13 protein-coding genes are annotated in these 13,995 nt (G+C 58.6%); 8 read left to right on the forward strand and 5 right to left on the reverse strand.

The window, feature by feature from the left end; genetic code table 11:
• Positions 1–127: 127 nt before the first annotated feature.
• The gene (locus tag ACJ8MK_RS01685) at positions 128–928 is read left to right on the forward strand and encodes an AraC family transcriptional regulator (RefSeq protein ID WP_079656420.1); all 801 of its coding nucleotides are present in this window, start codon (positions 128–130) and stop codon (positions 926–928) included.
• Here ACJ8MK_RS01685 and leuA read toward each other — a convergent pair.
• Complete coding sequence (gene leuA / locus ACJ8MK_RS01690; RefSeq protein ID WP_440481249.1) at positions 879–2,567, reverse strand: 2-isopropylmalate synthase; 1,689 nt, start codon at positions 2,565–2,567, stop codon at positions 879–881. The two genes, ACJ8MK_RS01685 and leuA, sit on opposite strands and share 50 nt — an antisense overlap.
• A 210-nt stretch (positions 2,568–2,777) precedes the next feature.
• On the opposite strand from leuA, the gene ACJ8MK_RS01695 reads away from it, so the two are divergent.
• Entirely contained in the window at positions 2,778–3,155 is a 378-nt protein-coding gene (locus ACJ8MK_RS01695) for a MysB family protein (RefSeq protein WP_033638020.1), read from the forward strand.
• Between the two features lie 33 nt (positions 3,156–3,188).
• Positions 3,189–3,734, forward strand: coding sequence for a GNAT family N-acetyltransferase (locus ACJ8MK_RS01700; protein ID WP_074026545.1), 546 nt, complete (start codon positions 3,189–3,191; stop codon positions 3,732–3,734).
• 6 nt (positions 3,735–3,740) lie between these two features.
• Here ACJ8MK_RS01700 and ACJ8MK_RS01705 read toward each other — a convergent pair whose 3' ends face one another.
• From ACJ8MK_RS01705 to mdoG, 3 genes are all read right to left on the reverse strand, one after another.
• Positions 3,741–3,986, reverse strand: coding sequence for a YceK/YidQ family lipoprotein (locus ACJ8MK_RS01705; RefSeq protein ID WP_033638018.1), 246 nt, complete (start codon positions 3,984–3,986; stop codon positions 3,741–3,743).
• Positions 3,987–4,150: 164 nt separating this feature from the next.
• Positions 4,151–6,709, reverse strand: coding sequence for a glucans biosynthesis glucosyltransferase MdoH (gene mdoH / locus ACJ8MK_RS01710; protein WP_033638017.1), 2,559 nt, complete (start codon positions 6,707–6,709; stop codon positions 4,151–4,153).
• Complete coding sequence (gene mdoG / locus ACJ8MK_RS01715) at positions 6,702–8,270, reverse strand: glucans biosynthesis protein MdoG (RefSeq protein WP_170310366.1); 1,569 nt, start codon at positions 8,268–8,270, stop codon at positions 6,702–6,704. Before mdoG ends, mdoH begins: the two co-directional genes overlap by 8 nt.
• A gap of 259 nt (positions 8,271–8,529) precedes the next feature.
• On the opposite strand from mdoG, the gene mdoC reads away from it, so the two are divergent.
• From mdoC to ACJ8MK_RS01740, 5 genes are all read left to right on the forward strand, one after another.
• Entirely contained in the window at positions 8,530–9,660 is a 1,131-nt protein-coding gene (gene mdoC, locus ACJ8MK_RS01720) for a glucans biosynthesis protein MdoC (RefSeq protein WP_103798677.1), read from the forward strand.
• 214 nt (positions 9,661–9,874) lie between these two features.
• Positions 9,875–10,891: an acyltransferase family protein gene (locus ACJ8MK_RS01725; protein WP_033646465.1), complete on the forward strand. Its 1,017-nt coding sequence runs from the start codon at positions 9,875–9,877 to the stop codon at positions 10,889–10,891.
• Between the two features lie 301 nt (positions 10,892–11,192).
• The gene (locus tag ACJ8MK_RS01730) at positions 11,193–11,417 is read left to right on the forward strand and encodes a hypothetical protein (RefSeq protein WP_033638012.1); all 225 of its coding nucleotides are present in this window, start codon (positions 11,193–11,195) and stop codon (positions 11,415–11,417) included.
• A 283-nt stretch (positions 11,418–11,700) separates the two neighbouring features.
• Entirely contained in the window at positions 11,701–13,422 is a 1,722-nt protein-coding gene (locus ACJ8MK_RS01735; RefSeq protein WP_033638011.1) for a potassium/proton antiporter, read from the forward strand.
• 249 nt (positions 13,423–13,671) lie between these two features.
• Positions 13,672–13,800 (forward strand): hypothetical protein, encoded by a 129-nt coding sequence (locus ACJ8MK_RS01740; protein ID WP_033638010.1) that lies wholly within the window; start codon positions 13,672–13,674, stop codon positions 13,798–13,800.
• Between the two features lie 62 nt (positions 13,801–13,862).
• Here ACJ8MK_RS01740 and ACJ8MK_RS01745 read toward each other — a convergent pair whose 3' ends face one another.
• The gene (locus ACJ8MK_RS01745) at positions 13,863–13,994 is read right to left on the reverse strand and encodes a hypothetical protein (RefSeq protein WP_015377413.1); all 132 of its coding nucleotides are present in this window, start codon (positions 13,992–13,994) and stop codon (positions 13,863–13,865) included.
• Between the last annotated feature and the right edge of the window lies 1 nt (position 13,995).

The following is a 13,995-nucleotide window of genomic DNA, read 5'->3' on the forward strand; positions in this document are numbered from 1 at the left end:
CATCAATTTATAAAATCATATAATATTATTTTATAAACCATTTCGCCGTACCGCGCCACAGACTGGTGTGAAACAGCGCCGCATGGCATGCTGTCTTCCCCCTTTTGCCGCGCGGAGCCTGCTTACGATGCTGTTGTTTCACGACGTTCTGCCGCCCGACCAGCCTGTCCGGCCGTTGGCCAAGGATTATCGCCACGGCGACAGCGAGCCGGATCACTACCATCACTGCGCGCAGCTGATTCACAGCCTGAGCGGCGTGGTGCAGGTCACGACCCGGCTCGGCAGTTGGGTGGTACCGCCCGGCCGCGGCGTCTGGGTGCCGGCTAAGGTGGTGCACAGTCTGCGCATTACCGGCCAGGTGGCGGCCAGAACGCTGTTCGTCGATCCGCTGGCGCGCGCCGATCTGCCGGCCCAATGCCAGGTGGTGCAGGTTTCTCCGCTGCTGCGCGAGTTGATTATCTGTGCGATGGAGATTGCGCCCGATTACCCGAGCGGCGGACGCGAAGAACGCGTCATGGAACTGATTCTGGATGAGTTGCGGATGCTGCCGATCCTGCCGCTGCACCTGCCTGAACCGCGTGAGGCCTCGCTGCTCGCCCTGTGCCGCCATATCCAGGCTACGCTGGCGCAGCCCTGGACGCTGGAACAGGCGGCCGCTCATCTCAGCGTCAGCGGACGCACCCTGTCGCGGCGCTTCCAGCGCGAAACCGGGCTGCATTTTAGCGATTGGGTGCGACGCACCCGTTTGCTGGCGGCGCTGAACGCGCTGGCGACCGGCCGCTCGGTGTTGGAAGTGGCGCTGGATCTCGGCTATGACAGCCCCAGCGCGTTCAGCGCCATGTTTCGCCGGGTGCTGGGGGTCGCGCCCAGCGACTATTTCAGCCCGGCCGCGCCGACGTTGACGCCAGATAGCGCCCGGCGACGTTGAGCAGCGCCTGCAGCGAGGCGCTGGCGGAGTCGACGTCGATGCCAACGCCGTAGGTCGCCTCACCCTGCGGCAACGAGCAGCGAATATAGGCCACCGCCCGGCTGTCGCTCTGGTGCCCCAGCGTATGCTCGTGGTAATCCTCGATCGCCAGCGGCAAGCCGAAGCGCTGGCGCAGCGCATCCACCGCGCTGGAAAGCAGGCCATTGCCGGCGCCCTGCAGCCGCAGCGGCTCTCCCTCACAGGCAATCCGCGCATTGAAGCTGTAGGCCTCTACGCCGTGGCTTTCCGTCTGGTAGCTCAGCAGCTGCAAGCGCGGTTGCTCCACCAGCCCATAGGTGTCGCGGAATAAGCGCCACAGCTGCGCGCCGCTCATTTCCTTGCCGCTGCCGTCGGTCGCGCGCTGCACCACCTGGCTGAAATCAATCTGCAAACCGCGCGGCAACGCCAGCCCGTGATTTTGTTCCAACAGCCAGGCGGCCCCGCTTTTGCCGGACTGGCTGTTGACCCGGATCACCGCCTCATAGCTGCAGCCGACATCGACGGGATCGAGCGGCAGGTAAGGCACCTGCCACCAGCCATCCTGGCGCTGGCGCTGGGCGGCGAAGCCTTTTTTAATCGCATCCTGATGCGAACCGGAGAAGGCGGTAAACACCAACTCGCCGGCATAAGGATGGCGAGGGTGCACCGGCAGCTGATTGCACAGCTCCACCACCTCCACCACCTGCTTCAGGCGGCTGAAGTCCAGGCCCGGCGCCATGCCCTGGGTATAGAGATTCAACGCCAGCGTAACCAGATCGACATTGCCGGTGCGCTCTCCGTTGCCGAACAGGCAACCTTCGACCCGATCGGCGCCGGCCAACAGCGCCAGCTCCGCGCAGGCCACGCCGGTGCCGCGATCGTTATGCGGATGCACGCTGATCGTTACATCGGCGCGGCGGCTGAAGTGGCGACAGAACCATTCAATCTGATCGGCATACACGTTGGGCGTGCTCACTTCCACCGTCGCTGGCAGATTGATGATCATCGGCCGCTGCGGCCCCGGTTGCCACACCGCCGCCACCGCTTCGCAGATCTCCAGCGCGAACGCCAATTCAGTAAAACAGAAGGTTTCCGGCGAATACTCGAAGCACCAGGCGGTATCGGGCTGTGCCTCGCACTGCCGGCGAATGCGCCGCGCGCCGTTCACCGCCAGCGCCACGGTGGCGGCCTTATCCTGGCGGAACACGATGTCGCGAAACATCGGCGCCGTGGCGTTGTACAGATGCACGATAGCCCGTGGCGCCCCCTGCAGCGCCTCGAAGGTGCGGTCGATCAGATCGTCGCGCGACTGCGTCAGCACCTGAATCGTGACGTCGTCCGGGATCAGCTGCTCGTCAATCAGCGTGCGCACAAAATCGAAATCCGTTTGCGACGCCGAAGGAAAAGCCACTTCAATTTCTTTAAAACCACACTGCAACAGCAATTGATAGAACTCGCGCTTGCGCGCGTTATCCATCGGTTCCGCCAGCGCCTGGTTGCCGTCGCGCAGATCGCTGGAGCACCAGCGCGGCGCCTGCCGCAGCGTACGCGCAGGCCATTGGCGGTCCGGCAAAGCCACCGGCGGGAACGGTCGATATTTGCTTGAAGGGTCGATTAACATGGGCTTCTCCTGACGCCTGAGTGAACGATAACGCCATTATTTCCCGCCCTCGCCGCCTCTTCTCCCGCTTTGCGGACAACCATCGTCGCAATGCGGACAACAAAAAAATTTGCATCCTGCGCCAGTGAGACAACAATTAGGTTTGACGTTTACCCCACCGCATCGGCAGTGCCGCCGGGCGCTCTACTCTCATTGTCAACGGAGGCGAACATGAGCCTGTATGCAACCCTGGAAGAAGCCATCGAGGCCGCACGCGAAGAGTTTATCGACACCGCCGAAGGCGGCGGCGATGACGAACCGCCGGTGCCGCAGCAGTTCAATCTGCAAAAGTACGTGATGCAGGATGGCGACACGATGTGGCAGGCCGAGTTCTTCGAGGAAGAAGGCGAAGCGGTGGAGTGCCTGCCGCTGCGCAGCGGTGCGGCGGCGCAGGCGATCTTCGACGGTGACTACGACGAGGTGGAGATCACCGCCGAGTGGATAGATGAAAACACCCTGTACGAATGGGAAGAAGGCGACTTCCAACTCGAGCCGCCGCTGGATACCGAAGAAGGCCAGGCCGCGGCCGATGAATGGGATGAACGTTAACCCGCACTACGCACTCATCGCCAAGGAGGCAGCATGAATATTCGCCGGGCTCGTACCACCGACTACCCCGCCATTTTGCAGCTGCAGGGGGAAAACGTGCCGGAAGCGCTCGACGAGCGCCAAAAACGGCAGGGATTTATCGTATCGCGCATGAATGAGGCGCAGCTGGCGGCGATCAACCGCGGCATCGGCATACTAGTGGCTGAACAGGAAAACCAACTGGCGGGGTTTGTTTGCCTGATGCCCGCCAACGTGCAACCGCGCCCGCCGGTGGTGGACGCGATGCTGGAGACGCTCGCCACGCAATCCTTCGCCGGACGCGCGCTGAATGAACTGCGGGTGTTTCTCTACGGCCCGGTCTGCCTCGCCGCCGCCTGGCGCGGCAAAGGCGTGCTGAAGCGCCTTTACGCCGCGGTCAAAGCGCATACCAGCCATGACTACGACGTGGGCGCGCTGTTTATCGACGACGACAATCCGCATTCGTTGGCCGCTCACGTGCAAGGGCTGGGCATGACGGCGCTGGCGCCTTTCCATTGCGGGCAGAAAGGCTATCAGCTGGTGGTGTTCGCCACCCGCTGAGCGGGTTTATTCATAGGGGCCGTGCTGCGCATCGAACGGCAGCATAAAGGTGTCCACCACCATCGACAGCGGCACGTCTATCACCGTGACGTAGCGCCAGGGCGTATCGCGCAGATCCCACTGCACGCCGGGATAGTACTGGTGGCCATGCCCCGCGCCGGGCACGGTGCGGCTGATAATGCTGCCGCAGCCGGTCAGGGCCATCACGCCGGCCGCCACGCAGGCCAGCCGAAGGTAGGAAGAGAGATTCACGACATTGACTCTGAGCAAGGGGGTTGTTTCGCGAGTGAACAACGCATCGGCCGCAGTCTACCACAGTTCCCTTTCTCCGCCGGCACCGGCGCACGTAAGCAAAAGGTAAAAAAAACGGGGAATGCGCCATGCGCATTCCCCGTCTGGGCGTTGCCGTTCAGCGATTAACGCCGGCCCGTTGGGTGCGCCAGCGGGTTGTGCGGCAACTGCTGATAGTGCTCACGCCAGGCGGCGCCTTCCGGCAACAGCCAGACGCGCTGGTGCAAACGAGCCAGCGTGACCGGATCGCTCAGCAGCTCCAGACGTTTGCCCTTCGCCAGCTTCTCCGGCCCCAGCTGCAGCGCTTCGTTCACCCGCTCCTCGCGGTTGCGATCGAGCGTCGCGCGCAGATGGTGACGCGCCGTCGCCAACGCCGTCGCCAGCGCGTTGAAGGACGGGTTGACCACCGCATGCATAAAGCCGTTGGTCAGCGCGCGATTGCGGTTGAGATGCAGGTATTCTTCCGTCGCCAACAGCTCACGCGGCGGGTTGTACTCTTCCGGGATCAGGAACAGCTTGGCGCGTTTGCTCTTCATGCCCAGCGTCGCGCGGCTCGACAGCACCGACACGAACGGCGACAGGATCAGCGAGAACACGATCGGCGCCAACCACCACAGGAAGCGCAGATCCAGCCACGCCATGCCGCCGGCCCACACCAGGCCCAGCAACATCTGCGAGCCATGGCGGCGGAAGGCTTCGCCCCACGGCGTATCGTCGTCGTCACGCTGCGGCGAATTCCACACCACTTCCCAACCGAGGAAGGCGCTCACCACGAACACGGTATGGAACAGCATGCGCACCGGTGCCAGCAGCACCGAGAACAGCATTTCCATCAGCATCGAAATGAACAGACGGAACGCCCCGCCGTACTCTTTCGCGCCCTTGGCCCAGATCAGCACGATGCTGAGCAGCTTCGGCAGGAACAACAGCACCAGCGTGGTGGAGAACAGCGCTATCGCCAGCTCGGGCCGCCACTGCGGCCAGACCGGGAACAGCTGCCGCGGCTGCAGGAAGTATTGCGGTTCCATCAGGGTGTGCACCACCTGCAACGCGGTGGAGAGCGCCAGGAACATGAACCACAGCGGCGCCGACAGGTAGGACATCACGCCGGTGAGGAACACCGCGCGGTGCACCGGGTGCATGCCCTTCACCAGGAACAGGCGGAAGTTCATCAGGTTGCCGTGGCACCAGCGACGGTCGCGTTTCAGCTCGTCCAGCAGGTTTGGCGGCAGCTCTTCGTAACTGCCCGGCAGATCGTAAGCGATCCACACGCCCCAACCGGCGCGGCGCATCAGCGCCGCTTCAACGAAGTCGTGCGACAAGATTGAACCGGCGAAGGAGCCCTCGCCCGGCAGTGGCGCCAGCGCACAGTGCTCGATAAACGGCTTCACGCGGATGATGGCGTTATGGCCCCAGTAGTGTGACTCGCCCAGCTGCCAGAAATGCAGGCCAGCGGTAAACAGCGGCCCGTAAACGCGGGTAGCGAACTGCTGCACGCGCGCATACAGGGTATCCATGCCGGACGCCTTCGGCGCGGACTGGATGATGCCGGCGTTCGGGTTGGCTTCCATCAGACGCACCAGCCCGGTGAGGCATTCGCCGCTCATCACGCTGTCGGCGTCCAGGATCACCATGTAGCTGTACTCACCACCCCAACGACGGCAGAAGTCGTCGATGTTGCCGCTCTTGCGTTTGACGCGGCGGCGGCGACGGCGATAGAAGATGCGGCCGTGGCCGTCGACATCGCGGCACAGCTCCATCCACGCCTTTTGCTCGGCCACGCAGATGTCCGGATCGTAGCTGTCACTCAAGACGTAGATATCGAAGTGTTCCAGCTGACCGGTCGCGGCGACGGACTCATAGGTCGCACGCAGGCCGGCGAACACGCGTTCGACGTCTTCGTTGCAGATCGGCATGATCAGCGCGGTGCGGTGCGCCGGATTGATCGGCTCATCGCCCTTGATGGTGGAAGAAATGCTGTATTTGTCCTTGCCGATCAGCAGCTGCAGGAAGCCCATCAGCGCGGTCCAGAAACCGGCCGAGACCCAGCAGAACAGTACGGCGAACAGGATCAGAATGCCGGTTTGCAGCACATATGGCAGCAGCTGCAGCACCGACTGCATCAGATCCTGATCCAGCATGGCGATAGGATCGATCAGCGCCCAGCCCTGATAAGGCAAGATGGTTTTCATGTACCAGGTGGCGATGCCGGTTTGCACCAGCATCAGCACCAGCAGCACATAACGGCGCATGGAGCCGACGGTACGCCAGCGGTTCTCGGCCTCGGCCTCCTCTTTGGTGGCGTGCCGGTTGTGCGGCGAACGCCCCAAGAGAGAATCCCAGAAGCGCGCCACTGGGTTGGTGCGCCAGGCTTCCGGGAACATGGTGGTTCGTTTGATCGGCGGCGTCGCCTTCAGAATGGCGCGCCCTTCGGCGTCGGTATCGAAGTCGTCATCGCTGACCGCATCCGGCCAGGCGTTTTCGATACGCGGTTTGACCGAGGCCAGCGCCACGTCATCCGCCGACAGGCTATTGACGTTGGCGTCGGCGGCGCCCATCTGCCGATGGAGCGCCTCCAGTGCCTGAGCGTCATCCGCCGTTTGAGGGTTGAGCGCCTCCGACCGCTCGGCGGTCAGAGGCAGCGCCGCAAGATAATCCTGGGCGGGTTGAGTAGGCTTATTCATTGGCAGGTAGCTGATAGCTCCAGGTTTCCGACAGAGTCTTATCGCCATTGACCAGCGCCGCGCGCATTTCTACCGGCTTCTTGTCGTCTTTCACTTTCAGACGCACCGTCAGGCGCCAGCCTTTGGTCACTGGGTTATAGCGGACGTTGTTTTCCACCATTTCACCGTTGTCGCCGATGCTGATCTGAGAGGCGACCGGGGTATTGGCGTCCAGCCCTTTCAGCACAGGGCCGACGAAGTCGACCAGGAAGGCCACGCTGCCGTCTGGCTCGCGAATCAGGTTGGACTGCTTCACGTCACCGGTAGAACGCATGGTGCGGGCCACATAGGCGATGTCCTGCGAATGCAGTTTGTCTTCATCGCGGGTGAAGTTCAGGCGGTAGCTCAGCGTCAGCGGCTTTTTGGCTTCCGGCAGCGTATCCGGCGTCCAGAACGCGACGATGTTGTCGTTGGTTTCATCCGCCGTCGGGATCTCCACCAGCTCAACCTTGCCTTTGCCCCAGTCGCCCTTCGGTTCAATCCAGGCGCTCGGGCGCAGATCGTAACGATCGTCCAGATCTTCATATTCTTTGAAGTTGCGGCCGCGCTGCAGCAGACCGAAGCCTTTCGGATTCTCGACGGTATAGGTGCTGACGGACAGGTGTTTAGGATTGTTCAGCGGGCGCCAGATCCACTCGCCGTTGCCGGCATGGATAGACAGGCCGTTGGAGTCGTGCAACGCCGGACGATAGTTCAACGTCGGCGACGGCTGGTTCGGCCCGAACAGGAACATGCTGGTCAGCGGCGCCAGGCCCAGTTTGCCCACCTTGTCGCGCAGGAACACTTTGGACTCGACGTCCACGGTGGTGTCGCGGCCCGGGATCACCGTGAAACGGTAAGCGCCGGTGGCGCGCGGGGAATCCAGCAGCGCATAGATCACCAGGTGCTTGTCGCCCTGCTTCGGACGCTCAACCCAGAATTCGCGGAAACGCGGGAACTCTTCGCCGGACGGCAAAGCGGTATCGATGGCCAGGCCGCGAGCGGAAAGCCCGTAAACCTGCCCTTTACCCACCACGCGGAAATAGCTCGCGCCAAGCAGGCTCATGATCTCATCGTTTTTGTCGGCGCTGTTGACCGGGTAGAGCACCTTAAAGCCGGCAAAACCGAGATTTTTCACCGATTCAGGGTCGTGTTTGACCGAACCGAAGTTGAAGTAATCCGGGCTGTACTTGATCTGTTTTACGCTGGTGGAGGTGACTTCGTTGATTTTCACCGGCGTGTCGAAATACATCCCCTGGTGATAAAACTCAAGCTTGAAAGGGGTTTTCAGCTTGCTCCAATAGGCTTTATCGTGATTGAACTGAATCTGCTGATAGTCTGCGAACTTCATCTCGCGGAACTGAGAAGGAAGGTTGCTCTTCGGGGCTTCGAAACCTTTCGCCGCCAGATCCTGCGCCTGCTTGGCCACATCATCAATAGAAAAGGCCCATGCCGGCGAACTGAACAGCGTGAACAATACGGTAGCACCTAACCAACGAACGCTCGCGGCGCGTGGTTGTCCGGATAATATATTAACTAGCACATCCCCCCCTATTCGTGTGCTCAAATCATTTAAATCCATATTAATGGATTACTCAGCTTTCCGACAACATGATAAATGGATGGTTCATGTTTACGGCTCATTGTTTAAGCAGCTGATGGAACACCAGCGTAGCAAGCCGCGCAACAAGACGCTATGGAAAAATGCGGGGGGCTATAGTAGGGTTCCGGATAACAATTTAACGTTTGACGACTTATTAAGCGTGTTAATGAACACTCGATTAAATCACCAGCGGTAATCTATGACTAAAGGCAGCAAACAGCGCGAGTTTTTTCTCGACTCCATCAGAGCCTATTTGATGTTGCTCGGCATCCCGTTTCACCTCTCCCTGATCTATTCCAGCCACGCCTGGGCGGTGAACAGCCCGTCGCCCTCTTTCTCGCTCACGGTGCTGAACGACTTCATCCACGCCTTCCGCATGCAGGTGTTCTTCGTGATCTCCGGCTACTTCTCCTACATGCTTTACGAGCGCTACGAGCGCCACCAGTGGCTGAAGGTCAGGCTGGAGCGGGTGGCGATCCCGCTGTTGAGTTCCATCCCGCTAATCACGGTGCCGCAGTTTTTCATGCTGAAATATTTCACCGATAAATTAAACGGCTGGGATGAGTTTTCTCTCTATCAGAAAATAAATGTAACAGTTTGGGAATTGGTGTCTCATCTTTGGTTCTTATTGACCCTGTCATTGTTAACCTGCGCCTGCTTTTATGTGTTCCGCAACATCAAGCGTCAACCCCGTGAACATATTCCTGCATTAATAAACAGAATGCGTGGATTAGGAAACATCTCACTGTATTTCTTTATTTATGCGATATGCTATTCGGCCGCGCACCGCATTATTTTAATTTTTGCACCGCAGCTATTATCCAACGGCCTGTTCAATTTCGTGGTGATGGAGACGATGTTCTACCTGCCGTTCTTCATCCTCGGCGCTTATGCGTTTAAGTATGTGTGGCTTAAGGAGATTTTTCTGCGCCGCTCACCGCTGGCGCTGCTCGGTTCGCTGCTGCTGTTTATCGCATATATGCTGAACCAAAAGCTGCTGGCGCACAGCAGCTATATGTTCGAGCTGGAAGTGGTGATCAAAACCCTAATGGGGATCCTGATGACCAACGTGGCGTTCTCTTTCGGGCATAACCTGCTGAATTATCACTCGCCGCGCATCACCTATCTGGTCAACGCCTCGCTGTTTATATATCTGGTGCACCATCCGTTGACCCTGATATATGGCGCTTTCGTGACGCCTTATATCGGCAACAACCTGTTGGGATTCTTGCTGGGCCTGCTGTTTGTGTTCTCGCTGGCCTTCGCGTTATATGAACTGCACAAACGCGTTCCGCTGCTGCGCTTCCTGTTCTCCGGCAAGCCGCGTTAGGCTTCCCACCCCATTTCTGGGTGATGATTTTTCATCCAGAAATTAACCTCATCAATGATAATACGCCTCACTACCTCGGCACGGCGGTAGCTGCCCTGAGCATTTTCCTAATATTATTCCTAATCCCCGGGATACATTGCAAAACGGCAACTGCCTGTTACGCTCATATTCATACTTATAAATCAGTTGCGTTACTTCTGGGCTAGGTACACATATGAGAGAAGCATGGGTCGATTATGCCAAGGGAATCGGCATCATTCTCGTGGTTTTTGGCCACGTCAATCGGGGTCTATACAGCGCGGGCATTCAGCTTTCCGGTTCATCCTATCTACTGACGGACAGCATTATCTACAGTTTTCATATGCCGCTGTTTTTCTTCCTTTCCGGTCTGTTTTTTACGCAATCCTTGGATAAAAAGGGAAAAACCAGCTTTGTGATCAGCAAGATAGACACCATCGTTTATCCCTATGTCGTCTGGTCGCTACTGCAAGGCATGGTGGAAGTACTGTTGTCGCGCTATACCAATAACCCTTCCAGCCTGGGCGATGTCCTGTCGCTGTTTACGCATCCGCGCGCGCAGTTTTGGTTCCTGTACGCCTTGTTCATGGTCTTTGTTTTGGCCACCTTGTTGTACAGCAAAGAAAAATACCGTTATCTCCTGCCGGTATTGATCGTTATCAGCGCGGGGCTGTATCTCTACCAAGACAGCCTAACCAAAGCCTTCCATTTTGATTACATTACCCGATTCTTGATCTTCTTCCTGCTTGGCGCTTTTGCCATTCGCTACGCTTCCCTCATCGCCAATCTGGGTTTCGGTTCGCTGCTGGCCTCCTTGATCGCGTTCATCGCGCTGCAGTGGGGATTCCACGGCTATTCTGGCTTGCTGTATACCGATACCGGAAGTTTCTCCCTGTTACTGGCGGTTGAAGCCATCTTCTTGATCGTCAGCCTGTCGGTTCTGCTGGCCAAGACGAATCTTTCCTGGCTGAGACGACTCGGCGAATTGAGCATGGTCATCTATTTGATGCATATCCTCGCGGCCAGCGGCTTACGCATCATACTGACCAAATTTATGCATATCAGCCATTGGCCAACACAAGCGATCGCCGGCACGCTATTCGGGCTGATCGCCCCTGTTATCGCCTATGCGCTGATACAGCGTCTGCACCTTACTTTTCTCTTGGATCGTCCTCGCTTCAATAACCGTCTGCGAAAAGAAAAAATCTCCTGAGGGCGGTTCCGCCGCCTTCACATTTTCCTCCCGACGCTATACTTGATGGCGCAACCTCGCGGTTGCGCCATCTCTCTTGCCATGCAGAGCACACATTGCTCAGCCTGACGTCGCCCGTTAGGGCAAAGTGATACGGCTGCATAGATAACCTAGCCGTTATAACTGCAATGCATAAGTAGAAATCCGGATCCCTGCTTACGGTAGTGATTGGGCTCAACACCCCCGAAGGGCTGCGCGATCGTTTAATTCATTCGATGGCGTTAGCTGCATCTCCCTTCCGTCACGACAGAGAGGATTTTGAATGACCGACAAGAACACTCCGGCTCAGGAAGCCATAGCGGAAAACGCCACCCTGCTGAAGATCCTCGGCAGGTTGCTGTCCGCGCTGGACGCTTCGATCAGCGGCAAAGAACGCAGCATTCTGGTCGCTGAGCTCTCCAACTTCAATCTCGACGGCATTTCCGAAGCGGAAAGCAAGCTGGCCTCCGAGCTGATCAAACGGGCGCTGGAATCGCTCGATCATTAATCCTACCGCGCCTGCAAACCATTAAGCCTGCCTGCGCGGGCTTAATGGTTTTTCCCTCAGCCACGATCGAACATTATTGCCGAATCAGAAATACAGCAGCCTGATAATGTTGGATAAAAGGCAGGAATCTCCCTCTTCTCCTCACTTTCTTCGTTTAATCACACCAAAGGGCAATAATTGATTGGTTGTTTTCGCAATCAGCCTTGGCGTTTTACCCACTAAACACGTTATCATCGACACACTCGCAGTGCCCCCTATCCCCCAGCCTCAGGAGAGCGATATTTTGGATGCCAGCACCATTAACAGTTTGTTCGTCATCGGTGCCGTGCTGGTGGGGGCAAGCATTCTGCTCAGCTCATTTTCTTCCCGGCTCGGCATTCCGATCCTGGTGATCTTCCTGGCGATCGGCATGTTGGCCGGCGTCGATGGCCCCGGCGGCATCGTCTTCAGTAATTACCCCGTCGCTTATCTGGTCAGCAACCTCGCGTTGGCGGTGATCCTGCTCGACGGCGGCATGCGTACCCGGGTCAGCTCTTTCCGCGTCGCCCTGTGGCCGGCGCTGTCTCTCGCCACCATCGGCGTGGTGATCACCGCCGGTCTGACCGGCATGGCCGCCGCCTGGCTGTTCAATCTCGATCTGCTGCAGGGGCTGCTGATCGGCGCCATTATCGGTTCCACCGACGCCGCCGCGGTATTCTCCCTCTTGGGGGGCAAAGGTTTGAACGAACGCGTCAGCGCCACGCTGGAGATCGAATCCGGCAGCAACGATCCGATGGCGGTGTTTCTCACCATCACGCTGATTGCGATGATCGCCGCCGGGGAAACCGCGCTGAGCTGGGCCTTCCCGCTGCATCTGATGCAGCAGTTCGGTATGGGCATCGTCTTCGGTCTGGGCGGCGGCTGGCTGCTGCTGACGCTGATCAACCACATCAAACTGGCGGACGGCCTCTATCCGCTGCTGGCGGTGAGCGGCGGCATTCTTATTTTTGCGCTGACCACCGCGCTGGACGGCAGCGGCATTCTGGCGGTGTATCTGTGCGGCCTGCTGCTGGGCAACCGGCCGATCCGCAACCGGCACGGCATCGTACAAACCTTCGACGGCCTGGCGTGGCTCAGCCAGATCGGCATGTTCCTGGTGCTTGGCCTGCTGCTCAACCCGCACGAGCTGCTGCCGATCGCCATCCCTGCCCTGCTGCTGTCGCTGTGGATGATCCTGTTCGCCCGTCCGCTGTCGGTGTTTATCGGCCTGCTGCCGTTCCGCAGCTTTACCCTGCGCGAGCGCGGCTTTATTTCCTGGGTCGGCCTGCGCGGCGCGGTGCCGGTGATCCTGGCGGTGTTCCCGATGATGGCCGGGCTGCCCAACGCCCAGCTGTTTTTCAATGTGGCGTTCTTCGTGGTGCTGGTCTCCCTGCTGCTGCAAGGCACCACGCTGTCGTTTGCCGCCAAAAAAGCCAAGGTGATCGTGCCGCCGGCGCTGACGCCGATCTCCCGCGTTGGGCTGGACGTGCACCCGGAAAACCAGTGGGAACAGTTCGTGTATCAGCTTTCGGCGGAAAACTGGTGCGTCGGCGCGGCGCTGCGAGAGCTGAAGATGCCACCCAATACCCGCATCGCCGCCCTGTTCCGCGGCAAAGAACTGCTGCACCCAAGCGGCAGTACCCGCCTGCGGGAGAACGATATTCTGTGCGTTATCGGCCATGAGCACGACCTGCCCATCCTCGGCAAACTGTTCAGCCAGGCGCCGGCCGTGACGCTCGACGAGCGCTTCTTCGGCGACTTTATCCTGCAGTCCGATGCCCGTTTAAGCGACATCTCGCAGCTTTATGGCCTCAATCTGCAAGACGACGTGGACGAGCAGCAGACGCTGGGCCAGTTCGTCATTCAGCTGATCGGCGGCGAACCGGTGATCGGCGACCAGGTGGAATGGGACGGCCTGACCTGGACCATCGCCGAAATGGACGGCAATCAAGTCAGCAAGATAGGCGTGCGGATCGTAACCGACTGACGCTGCCGCACCGGCTGCGCTATCAGACGAGGGAACTTCTGGCCTTAAGAACGTTCTTAATCACTATCATGATGCATGAAATAGGGCGTCGCTGAATTATATCCCTTTGATATAAAAACTTAACAGCGGCGTCCACAGGGATTAAGGACGTGAACGGCAAGACTCGATTTCTTTCGGTAATGATGCTTATGGCGCTGGGCGTAGCGGCGCTCGATCTCAGCATCGCCGGTTTGGTCCATAGACTTTTAATTGGATAATTTCAACGTGACGCAGCAGGAACAAGAAAAAGACATTCTGGGGAAAATACTGGTGACGGTGTCCGCGCTTTGCCTGATTCTGGTGGCGACGTTGCTGATCTGGGGATTCGTGCTGGATTGACACCCCACGACGCTCAGACATAAAAAAAACCGCCGCGGCGGTTTTTTTTATGGGGCAGGCGATCAGATCTTGCAACCTTCGCAGTCCGCTTCGTCTTCAAGGAACTCAGGGACCTCTTTTACCTTTTGCGCCGCTTTTTCTTCGGCTTTCGCCAGTTCGGCATCGATATCAAAATCGAAAATATCATCACTCATC

The organism is Serratia sp. CY38905 (genome assembly GCF_052168875.1).
Classification (GTDB): domain Bacteria; phylum Pseudomonadota; class Gammaproteobacteria; order Enterobacterales; family Enterobacteriaceae; genus Serratia; species Serratia sarumanii.

Coding starts and splice junctions, on each gene's coding strand:
- mdoC (WP_103798677.1), top strand. CDS start 8,530: ATGACTAAAGGCAGCAAACAGCGCGAGTTTTTTCTCGACTCCATCAGA.
- leuA (WP_440481249.1), bottom strand. CDS start 2,567: ATGTTAATCGACCCTTCAAGCAAATATCGACCGTTCCCGCCGGTGGCT.
- ACJ8MK_RS01725 (WP_033646465.1), top strand. CDS start 9,875: ATGAGAGAAGCATGGGTCGATTATGCCAAGGGAATCGGCATCATTCTC.
- ACJ8MK_RS01730 (WP_033638012.1), top strand. CDS start 11,193: ATGACCGACAAGAACACTCCGGCTCAGGAAGCCATAGCGGAAAACGCC.
- ACJ8MK_RS01685 (WP_079656420.1), top strand. CDS start 128: ATGCTGTTGTTTCACGACGTTCTGCCGCCCGACCAGCCTGTCCGGCCG.
- ACJ8MK_RS01745 (WP_015377413.1), bottom strand. CDS start 13,994: ATGAGTGATGATATTTTCGATTTTGATATCGATGCCGAACTGGCGAAA.
- mdoH (WP_033638017.1), bottom strand. CDS start 6,709: ATGAATAAGCCTACTCAACCCGCCCAGGATTATCTTGCGGCGCTGCCT.
- ACJ8MK_RS01695 (WP_033638020.1), top strand. CDS start 2,778: ATGAGCCTGTATGCAACCCTGGAAGAAGCCATCGAGGCCGCACGCGAA.
- ACJ8MK_RS01700 (WP_074026545.1), top strand. CDS start 3,189: ATGAATATTCGCCGGGCTCGTACCACCGACTACCCCGCCATTTTGCAG.